At 54.1% G+C, this 9426-nt stretch carries 18 protein-coding genes; 14 read left to right on the top strand and 4 right to left on the bottom strand.

The annotated features are described in order from the left end of the window. Window positions 1–327 (bottom strand): hypothetical protein (locus K5905_RS19180; RefSeq protein WP_297586691.1); only part of this gene is annotated, 327 nt, incomplete at its 3' end. A gap of 667 nt (window positions 328–994) precedes the next feature. On the opposite strand from K5905_RS19180, the gene K5905_RS19175 reads away from it, so the two are divergent. The 13 genes from K5905_RS19175 to K5905_RS19115 all read left to right on the top strand — a co-directional run bounded on the left by K5905_RS19175 (window position 995) and on the right by K5905_RS19115 (window position 6643). Continuing rightward, on the top strand, window positions 995–1258 hold the full coding sequence (locus K5905_RS19175; RefSeq protein WP_297586689.1) for a hypothetical protein: 264 nt from the start codon (window positions 995–997) through the stop codon (window positions 1256–1258). A 12-nt stretch (window positions 1259–1270) separates the two neighbouring features. After that, window positions 1271–1624, top strand: a complete 354-nt coding sequence (locus tag K5905_RS19170) for a hypothetical protein (RefSeq protein ID WP_297586688.1) — start codon at window positions 1271–1273, stop codon at window positions 1622–1624. Further along, complete coding sequence (locus tag K5905_RS19165; RefSeq protein WP_297586687.1) at window positions 1617–1889, top strand: DUF2312 domain-containing protein; 273 nt, start codon at window positions 1617–1619, stop codon at window positions 1887–1889. Before K5905_RS19170 ends, K5905_RS19165 begins: the two co-directional genes overlap by 8 nt. Next, on the top strand, window positions 1889–2152 hold the full coding sequence (locus tag K5905_RS19160; RefSeq protein WP_297586686.1) for a hypothetical protein: 264 nt from the start codon (window positions 1889–1891) through the stop codon (window positions 2150–2152). The genes K5905_RS19165 and K5905_RS19160 overlap by 1 nt, the downstream gene beginning before the upstream one ends. 20 nt (window positions 2153–2172) lie before the next feature. Next, window positions 2173–2928, top strand: coding sequence for a DUF2158 domain-containing protein (locus K5905_RS19155; protein WP_297586685.1), 756 nt, complete (start codon window positions 2173–2175; stop codon window positions 2926–2928). Between the two features lie 50 nt (window positions 2929–2978). Then, window positions 2979–3224, top strand: a complete 246-nt coding sequence (locus K5905_RS19150; RefSeq protein WP_297586683.1) for a hypothetical protein — start codon at window positions 2979–2981, stop codon at window positions 3222–3224. A gap of 18 nt (window positions 3225–3242) precedes the next feature. Next, on the top strand, window positions 3243–3455 hold the full coding sequence (locus K5905_RS19145) for a hypothetical protein (RefSeq protein WP_297586682.1): 213 nt from the start codon (window positions 3243–3245) through the stop codon (window positions 3453–3455). A gap of 11 nt (window positions 3456–3466) precedes the next feature. Beyond that, complete coding sequence (locus K5905_RS19140; protein WP_297586681.1) at window positions 3467–4090, top strand: hypothetical protein; 624 nt, start codon at window positions 3467–3469, stop codon at window positions 4088–4090. 12 nt (window positions 4091–4102) lie between these two features. Beyond that, a complete protein-coding gene (locus tag K5905_RS19135) occupies window positions 4103–4282 on the top strand; it encodes a hypothetical protein (RefSeq protein ID WP_297586680.1) in 180 nt (59 codons plus the stop codon). Beyond that, window positions 4275–4520 (top strand): GntR family transcriptional regulator, encoded by a 246-nt coding sequence (locus tag K5905_RS19130; RefSeq protein ID WP_297586679.1) that lies wholly within the window; start codon window positions 4275–4277, stop codon window positions 4518–4520. The genes K5905_RS19135 and K5905_RS19130 overlap by 8 nt, the downstream gene beginning before the upstream one ends. Continuing rightward, window positions 4513–4710 carry a hypothetical protein gene (locus tag K5905_RS19125; RefSeq protein ID WP_297586678.1) on the top strand — a complete coding sequence of 66 codons (198 nt, stop codon included), beginning with the start codon at window positions 4513–4515 and terminating at the stop codon, window positions 4708–4710. The genes K5905_RS19130 and K5905_RS19125 overlap by 8 nt, the downstream gene beginning before the upstream one ends. Before the next feature lie 224 nt (window positions 4711–4934). Then, complete coding sequence (locus K5905_RS19120; RefSeq protein ID WP_297586676.1) at window positions 4935–6071, top strand: tyrosine-type recombinase/integrase; 1137 nt, start codon at window positions 4935–4937, stop codon at window positions 6069–6071. A gap of 104 nt (window positions 6072–6175) precedes the next feature. Beyond that, window positions 6176–6643: a hypothetical protein gene (locus tag K5905_RS19115; protein WP_297586675.1), complete on the top strand. Its 468-nt coding sequence runs from the start codon at window positions 6176–6178 to the stop codon at window positions 6641–6643. A 458-nt stretch (window positions 6644–7101) separates the two neighbouring features. Here the strand turns inward: K5905_RS19115 and K5905_RS19110 are convergent, their stop codons facing one another. The 3 genes from K5905_RS19110 to K5905_RS19100 form a co-directional block, all read right to left on the bottom strand. Then, entirely contained in the window at window positions 7102–7485 is a 384-nt protein-coding gene (locus K5905_RS19110) for a DUF192 domain-containing protein (protein WP_297586674.1), read from the bottom strand. Window positions 7486–7765: 280 nt separating this feature from the next. Next, a complete protein-coding gene (locus tag K5905_RS19105) occupies window positions 7766–8347 on the bottom strand; it encodes a cold-shock protein (protein ID WP_297586673.1) in 582 nt (193 codons plus the stop codon). Window positions 8348–8505: 158 nt separating this feature from the next. Then, entirely contained in the window at window positions 8506–9264 is a 759-nt protein-coding gene (locus K5905_RS19100) for a Sir2 family NAD-dependent protein deacetylase (protein ID WP_297586671.1), read from the bottom strand. Window positions 9265–9318: 54 nt separating this feature from the next. On the opposite strand from K5905_RS19100, the gene K5905_RS19095 reads away from it, so the two are divergent. Further along, the coding region (locus K5905_RS19095; RefSeq protein WP_297586693.1) for a VOC family protein at window positions 9319–9426 on the top strand (108 nt) is incomplete at its 3' end.

Here is a 9426-nt window from a genome sequence, read left to right as displayed (position 1 = left end):
GCCGACTGCATCAAATGTGCGCTCCCAATAGTTTTTGACAAACTCCTGCAGCGACCACGAACTATCGTCGCATCTTGCGGCAACGGTTCCAATTACCCTGCCTTCCATTTCGGCGCAAAGCCAAAACATCCTATTGGGTGGCAATGTCACTAGGGCGCGTCGAAAATGCTCTCCTGTCTTACCCTTCTTCAGTTCTTTGTGGGCCGCTTCAAGCCCCTCAACGTCGTTTCGAAACGACAGTTTAACAGGGCCGATTTCTGCGAGTCTTGCAGTCAGTGCAACGACAGCCTCATGATATTGCATTTTATCAATGGGAAACTTGACCATCTACGAGTCCCTAATGTGGATTTGTCAACAATAGACAAACGAATTTGACCAGTCGATAACACTGGCAGCAGCTTCACAAAATCAAAAAATTACATCATATGTAACTTTGATATTGCATATGAGATTAATTTATGTAGCATTGCGTGCAATGAGCGCAACCTTTGCAGGAAAAATTGCGGGTTGTATTCAAGATCCTTGTTTTAGGGGCGCGACATGCTCGCATACGCACAATCATCAGTGCAGCTGCTACCTTTGATTGCGTCAGCAATTTGCATGACCTTCGTATTTTTGATGTTGCGCCGTGGTGACAAGCAAAAACGGCAGCAGCATGTTTTCGGCCTTTGGCCCACTTCCTCCGACTGCCCTGACGCGACCTCCTCCCCGCGTGCCATACCAGTGCAGTCTTGTCCGGGGCGTGACCAGATCCGCTCCGGACACTTCTCAATGAGGAATACCGGGCACAGAACCCGGCAGCACGCCCCCATCGTGCTCAGCAAGCAGATGACAACACCCTCAAACGAAAGGAGCGCGCCATGACCTAACCGACAAGGGTAAGGCGCGTGGATGATCGGTCGCACGCTGTTACGTACGCGCCGCCCCGCCAAGCAGATCCCGCTTTTAGCGGCAGTCTGTTTCGCAGGGCTTTCCCCAAACTGGAGTAAAAACCATGGACTTGAGACCTTCCAAGATCGGCCTTTTGCAGATCCCGCAGAACCCGAATCAGCGCGGCAGCGCGAAAGAAAAGGGCAAACGCCTTGATGCTGAAAACGAGGTCTACGCGAAGTACGACCTGTTTCTGCACCCGACCAAGGGATTTCGCGTGATGACGAAACGGCGCATCCGCGCGGCAATTCTGACCGCCGAACTCAAGCACGGCATTGCCCGCATGCCCTTGAACAAGATCCGCCGCGATCTTGCCCTCGCTGCTTAGGCGCTGCGAGCCATGAGCCACAAGGCACCCGACAAGGACCTCTCCGAAACGCTGGAGCGGCTTGAGTTTGAAGCAGACGCACAACGTTCGTTCGGTGACGACGAAGGCCTGACCGGCGTCAGTCAAACAATCACAGTTATCCGTCGCCTCGCCCGTGAGGCCGGTTACGACCTCAACGCTTCGCAGCAAATGCAAACTTGCAACGCTATCGGCACAATTTCCGAGATTGTCAAAGACGTTTGCGAGCTACCGGATCGAACAAGCCCAGAGGCCGAGCCAGACATGCTTCTCGTTACCGTCGATGTGCTTGAACTCATCCTTTCTCACCATCTTTCAACGCCCTCAAAAGGAGCAATCAATGAGTGATCCAGGTGGAGTCGCAGGCGATCAGCTGCGCGCCTTTGTCGAGCGCATCGAGCGCTTGGAAGAGGAAAAACAGGTCATCGCCGATGACATCAAGGACGTTTATGCCGAGGCCAAGGGCAACGGCTATGACGCCAAGATCCTGCGCAAGGTTGTTGCCCTGCGCAAGAAACAGCCGCACGAACGCGACGAGGAAGAGGCCGTCCTTGACCTCTATCTCCACGCCCTCGGCATGGCTGGCCCTGCCCCCGCAGCCGAGGCCAAGTAATGCGCCTGGCCTCGGACATCCAGAAGGCGGACGCAAAGCAGATTCAACCACCTGCAGCCCATCGGACGGACAAATTCCTGACCGAGGCCGGACCGCAGCTCGACGACATGGATGACATCAGGCGCAAGCTTGAAGACTGTCTTGAGAACCGCCCCCACGACAAGACGGAAATACTCCGGCTTTTCGACAACTTCACCAAAAAAGCAATGAACGTCCACGGCCAATCGGTCGCGGCAAAGCTGGATATCAAGGCCGGTCGCTGACCGGCAGAAAGGCAAGTTTCATGGAACACATCTTTGTTCACGGCGACTACGCGACGGGCAAAACGCTCAACCGTGACCTGATCGCCGACTATTTCGATTGCGACGGCATCATTGACGGCGGTGTCGTTATTCGCCCAGGTTCCGAAAAAACGCTGGTCCTGTGCCAGTCCGCACCGGAATTATACGCCGCCGCGCGAAAGCATGGCGCGCCGCTCTTGGAAAAGTTCATCTTTTCCATCGAAGGCGTTCGCGAAAAAATCCTCTCCAACAGCCGCTATTCCGGTCTCTGGATCGACCCGGAAAAGTCCACCACGGTCAACAAGACTGCGGCGGTCGATATGGCGTCAAATAGCGACAACGACCCGACCTTCGATGTCAATGTCATTGCCATGCGTCCGGCCAACCGGCACAAGCGCAAAGTCGAGCAAAACACTGTCTCTTTTATGGGCTTCAGTGATGCGCTGCTTTCCCGCATAGCGGCCAACGCAAGACTAAGCCTCCTCGACTTCGCAAAGATGCAAGGCTTCCCGGAAAACGACAGCCCGCCCTGCAAAGGTCACTCGAAACCGGTCGAGTTCGAGGACCGCCCGCACTTCAAGCAAGGTTCCATCGTTCGTCTGAAATCCGGTGGCCAGCCGATGACCATCCTCGACGACACATGCTCGCCTTACTCCAACTGCGGCTGGTTCGAAGGGAACTCCTTCAAGGAAGAAGAGTTCCACGTCAACTGTCTGTGCCCAACCGACGTCCCGACAGACGACGAGTTGCCGTTCTAGGCGCATTCCCCCGCTTACAAGCTCAACACTCTCTTTGAGGCCCATGACCAATGACAGAGCTAAAGGAAACCTATCGAGGGCATGAAATCATACTGTCGCGCGAAGAGAACTTGGGCGGCTGGGAGCAGCTCTATTACAGCATCTATCGCAGCTCAGACGGTTTCGAATGTGAGTGCGATTTCACGTCCGATGAATCCGAGCTTTCAGATTTCATGAACGACATGAAAGCGCGCGTCGACGAGGAGCTTTCGAGCAAAGATCCTTGGGACGAAAAAGCCAAATACGAAACTGTGTGAAAGAAGGCCCTTCAGATCATGAGCCGCGAAGACACCCATATCACCTACCCGCCCGGCGACGTCGAATTCGTTGAGCTTGGCGTTGACCACGACGGAAACAAGCAGTGGTTCATTTCGACCCGCGAGGGCTGGGAAGAAACTGGCGTGGACAACGTACTCATGCTCAACGCGGAACACTTCGAAGTCGGCACGAAAATCGAACTGACGAACCCGGAACCCAAACACGATTGAAGAGGCCACCCATGAACCAGATTTCAAAACCCGTTTCCGTGAAGGAAATGACTGCTCCGATCCAGATGGCATCCGGTCGCGTGGTCGACCTTGCCAACCTGCAGGCCGCTGATATCCACTGGCCTGACCTTGTCGAGAACCTGGTCAAGATACCGCGTTTCAACGGTGCAACCAGTCATGTCACCTACACCGTCGCGCAGCATTGCTGTCTGATGTACGACCGCGCCGAGGATCAGTACAAGCCATGGGCGCTGCTTCGAGACTTCCATGCCGGTTTCTTTGGTGAACCCACATGGCCGATGCTTTGGTTCGCAGCACTCAAAACAGACTGTGCAGACACTTTCATGGATGCAATCGACGAAGCCAAAGGCGAGCTGACAGACGCGATTTGGCAGGCTGCGGGCCTTCAGGAAGGCGACGACGACAGCGCCATACTTCACCGCCTCAACTACCTTAACCTGGTCGACAAGATGCTGACGGCTTCGGAACGCCGCGACCTCATGAACGGCGCCGCCCTCGACCATTGGCCGTTGCCAACACCTTTCCCGACCGCCGTCAAGGCATGGGGCCAGGACAAGGCCCGTGAGCAGCTGGAACTCCGCCTGAAGTTCATCGGCATTCGGACTCGGGGGTGAGTGATGGAAGACATGCTTTACCGGTTAGCGGAAACACTCGAGGGCGGCGATTTATCCGCCCTCAAAAGGTTGGCCATCGAATTTTCGTCTGGACGCGGCCCAGAAGAAGTCGCGCTCGCCACTCTTACGGAAACCATCTGCGATTACGTGGAAGTCCACGCCTCACGTGACCCGGAGGCAGTCGATGTCTGAAGCCAAGAAGGACACTCAACGCGCAACAGCTGCTGCAACAGCCATTGTCGATAATCGCGGAACCGACGATGCGTCGTCAATCATGGTTACGTTGGAGCATGCCGTCGCTGCCGTCCTCATTGCTGTTTACCGCGACCACCGAATGGCCGCAGGCGTGCTCAACGAAGGCCTTGTCCAAGGTGTTGAGCAGCGCATCGCAAGCCACGCTGCAAAATCCGACAGAGGCAACCATGGCTGAAATCTACCAAGACGGCCCTCTGCAAGGCATGGCCCATGTCGACTGCCTGATTGATGCCAGGGCAACCAAGATCCTCTCCGAACTCGCCCAGGAACACAACGTCACACTTGATGATGTGGTCCGCAATGCTGTTGAGGAATACGCCATCGACATAGCCCGTCGTCGTAACATTTCCTATTCGGATCTTTGAGCAATGACCATGCAGGCCGTTCCCGACAGCATAGACAGGAAGCTTGACGAGCTTTTCGATGGCAAAGTTCTGGTCAGCCACGCGGTTGCGGCCCGCTTTCTTGACGTTCACACAAAAACACTGACACGATGGGGCGATGATGACCAGGTCTTCTACCGCCTGCGTGGCAAGCGGCGCGCATATGCAAAAGAGGACCTCGCCGCCCTCATGACAAGGGATTCGACATGTCCGTCTACCAGGAATGGAAAACCGACAAAAAGACAGGCAAGCGGGTCCTCAAGTCGCCCTATTACCAGTTCGATTTCGTCCTCACGGTCGACGGGCAGCGTCGTCGATTTCATGGCTCAACTGGAGAAACGACAAAAGCTCGCGCGAAAAAGTTCGAAGACGCGGAAAAACGGCGGGTAAAAGACGAAGGCCCGAATGACCACATGACGCTCGGTGATGCGTGCTTGCGCTATCACGAGGAGGTCATCAAGGGCAAAGCGTCCGAAGTCGACGAACTGATTGCCATAAAACATTGCTGCCGGCTGATCGGCAGCGACCGCCGCCTGATCTCCCTCACAACAGATGATTTTGCCATTGCCGTGCGTAAACGCGCTGGCGAAACCAAGGGTAAGAAGAATCCCAAACTGCTCGCTCCGGCAACCGTCAATCGCCAGATTGTCGAGATCATGCGCAAGGTAATGCGCCGGGCCAAGCGTAGCTGGAATGTCCGGATTGATCTGGACAACTTTGCATGGTCGGAAATCAGGCTGAAGGAACCGAAAGAGCGCGTCCGGGAATTCGTCGGCGACGAGGCCGAACGGTTCTGGAATGCCTTGCGGCCGGATTATGGACCGTTCATCTGGTTTCTGCTCAGCCGCGGCCTACGCGTTAATGCAGTAATCGGCATGTCCATGGATCATCTGGACGAACCGCGCAGCCGGATACGGATCTGGATCAAGGGAGAAGGCTATGTCTGGGTTCCCGTCACGCGCGAGCAGATGTCGGTTATTACCCAGGAAGCAACCAAGGCCCCTGGCAAGGCTGTTTGGAGCTACGAAATGCAGCGCCACCCCAACAGGGGCAAGCGCAAGGCGATCAGCTATGAAAGCTTGAAACGCACCATGCAGACAACGCTGAAGAACGCCGGGATCGTCGATTTCAAAATCCACGACATGCGCCACGATTTCGCGTCCAAACTCCTACGCGCCACCCGCGACCTTGCTTTGGTGCAGAAGTCGCTGCGCCACGCTGACATTTCCTCGACCGTACGTTATGCCCACGTTCTGGACGAGGACGTCCGGGATGGCCTGGAAGCGCTTCAGACCAAGAGCCCGATGATCGGGCGCAGGTCAGGTAAACTCAAAGAGGCTTAGACTTTCGGGTAAAAACCACCCCAAAATTGACGCCTTCAACTTTACTCGCAATACTTGTCCCACTCAACAAAGATTGAACTAGATGTCATGGGTGAGAGAAAATCATGCAAAAATTTTTTACAGTGTTGGTTGATGCCAAGTCTGATTGCTTCGATAACAAAATGGCGAAAGAAATATTGGACGATCTAATTGAACGGAAACGCAACACCCAAGACTACGAAGAGATCGTTCTCCTAAAATTTCACGTTAGGAATGAAGCCGTGGTGGATCAAAGCCAACTCAACCATGCAAAGGATGAAGGCTTCGATCTGGTGATAACAGAAGCGCCACTAGATTTGAGCGAGCTTGCGGTCGCAGCTGAACATGAAAACGGCGTAGTTGATTATCGGGGTAACGACACAGAGTGCATCTCGAAAGCACGTTGCATTCCCGACCAATGGGAAGGTAGTTGGTATGGCTTCGGCCGAAATGGCATGGCCAACGCTGACAACGCTAGAATTAGAGCAGTTCAGGCACACGAAAGGACCCCTGGTAATCACGTAGTGGTTCACCATCCGGCTAGATGCTTTTGAGATTCACTAGGTAGAAGGTCAATGCCAACGTCTCTTAGTGCCGATCTTCACCTCCTCACTCGCCGTTGAATTGTAGGAGTAAGAGTACAGAGTCCCAGAATAGTCCCAGAATGCTGACTTAAGCGATGCCGATACGGTGTTTTTCGTGAGTTTTTTCAACGGGTTGTGGTTTTGAGCTAAAACACTCCCAAACCAGATGCGCTACCAGGCTGCGCTATACCCCGTGCCTTTGATTTCGCTGGATTTATAGACGTTCGAAGCTGGCGTCAAGAGCGAACACGAAGTCAGTTACTCCTTCTGTGGAAACAGAATGTCAGTCCTTTATTCAAGCTATCCCGAAGGGGCTTCGATCTGCTGCATCATCGTATTCAACCGAACGGGAGGCTCGCATTTCGCACGATTTCTTGAAGCTCATCGCCGTTCGCTGCAACTCGCAGTCAGTTTTAAAAGGGGCTGACCTAGTCAACCTGCATGGACGGGCTGGTCACATGATCGCCAATCGCGATGGCCAGTTTCTGGCTGGTGCCGGCATTGAGTTCCAGGACGAACCGGGCGGGTTTGCCAGACGGGATTACCGCTTCTGAAAACGGCGTCGTATCTTCCGCGATGCTGACAATCTTGCCTGCCGTGCTGATATAGATAATGTCGAGCGGTAACGGAGTGTTCTTCATCCAGAAAAAGCGCTCGCCCTCGCTTTCAAAGATGAAAAGCATGCCCTGGTTTTCAGCCATCTCTTCCCGGAACATCAGACCGCGGGCCCGTTCGATATCGTTTGCCGCGACTTCGACTACGAATGTCAGTTCCCCGTCTGCCGTCTGGATGGTCAGATCTTCCTGAAGCAACGTCTCCTGACCTCCATCGGCGTTAGAGGAAAGAGTGACGGCGAACAGGGAAACAAAAAGCGTGAAACTGAAAACAAAGACGGGACAAAAGCGTGAAATCATCGTGAAAAACCTTGCAGACGACCGACTGATCGACAAAGAAACCGGAACGCTGACACCATGGAACAATACCTGATCGTTCGAGCCGCATCTGAGCACACGTTCATTTAGATGCATACCGAACAAAAAGGCCGGAGCAAGTCCGGCCTGACTGAATTTTTCAAAAGATCGCGATCTTCGGTCAGTGTGACGCTGGTATATGCGTTCCGGATCCAACGGGACGGATCTCGGCGGCCATGCGGCCTTTCGGACCTTGCCCGAACCGCACCAGTACTTCCTGTCCCGGGCGCAGCTCAGTGATGCCGAAGCGACGCAGCGTTTCCATATGGATGAAGATATCCTCGGTACCTTCACCTTGTGTCAGGAACCCAAATCCCTTGACGCGGTTGAACCACTTGACGGTCGCCTTTTCGAAGCCGCCTTCTGGAACGACCTGAACATGGGTTCGGGAGGGAGGAAGCTGAGACGGATGGGTTGCAGTGGTCTCATCCATGGACAAGATGCGGAAGGCCTGTAATCCGCGCGGCCGATCAAGCACTTCACACACGACACGCGCGCCTTCATACGCGGTCTGGTACCCGTCCCGCCTGAGACAGGTCACATGAAGCAGGATGTCGTCTTCGCCATCGTCCGGCACTATGAAGCCGTAGCCCTTACCGACATCGAACCACTTTATTGATCCGGCGACCTCGAAAACATCAACAGCTACATCGTCCGTCAATGTATCAAGCGCGCGGGGTTCCCGTGCGGTTTTAACCCCCATAGCCATTTTGTCCCGTTTCTGGTCCGCATCTCCCGGATGAGGGAAGTTTGCGACTCACCTCTCAACCGATTCCTAATAAAAGGATAACATCGCGAACTAATGCGAGAAGCCAAATTGTGGAACTAACCACAGACCATTTGCAATTCCGGGCTCATTTCTTAGTGAAAACCTGAAAAAGTTTGCGCAAGCGGAGTTCGAATAACTGTGGATGCAATGGAATCGAGCGGTGTGTCCTCTCTGTTGAGAATCACCAGTTCGGCTCCGGCCTGCACCGCCATTACCGGAAGATGAGCCGCGGGTTGCACCACAAGCGATGATCCGAGCACGAGAAAGAGATCGCATTCTTCGGCGGCGACCGCCGCCTTGAGAAGATCCTCTTCAGGCATTTGTTGACCGAAACTTATGACAGCTGCCTTCAGTAGTCCGCCGCATCGGCTGCAACGCGGGCTCCTACCGGCTTCGACCGTGGGTCGCTGATCTTCCAGTTTTGCATGCTGGTCACAGGACAGACAGGTTGCATAGGTCGAGTTGCCATGAATTTCGATCAACCGATCTTCAGGAAACCCGGATGCCTGGTGCATTCCGTCTACATTCTGGGTGACGAGCAAATCCAGTCGATCGTTTTCCGCCAAAGCAGTGAGGGCCTTGTGCGCCTCGTTCGGCCTGGCTTTGCGAAAAAAGTCCAGCATTTCAAATCGTCTGTCCCAGTCTTCCAGCCGACTTTCTTCAAATTCGACAAAATCCTGGTATTGAACAGGCTGCCGCTTTGACCATATCCCGCCTGGAGATCGGAAATCGGGAATCCCGGAGTCAGTTGAAATACCTGCTCCCGTCAGTGCTACCGTCCGCCGCTTCCGGCCCTTTGAAATTTGTTGGACAAATTCTCTTGCTTCATTCAGACAAGTGATAATAGTCATGGGCTGATCGGGCGTTCTCCGGAAATTCCCTCGACTGAGGAAAAGGAAAAAGACATGCGTTATCTACATACAATGGTTCGCGTCAGCAGCATTGAAGACTCCCTGGATTTCTATTGCAACAAGATAGGCATGACGGAAATTCGCCGCCACGAAAGCGAAAAG

This window comes from Roseibium sp., from assembly GCF_025698965.1.
Classification (GTDB): Bacteria; Pseudomonadota; Alphaproteobacteria; order Rhizobiales; family Stappiaceae; genus Roseibium.
The sequence above is the reverse complement of the archived record's forward strand: the minus strand, read 5'-3'. Positions and strand labels throughout refer to the sequence as shown.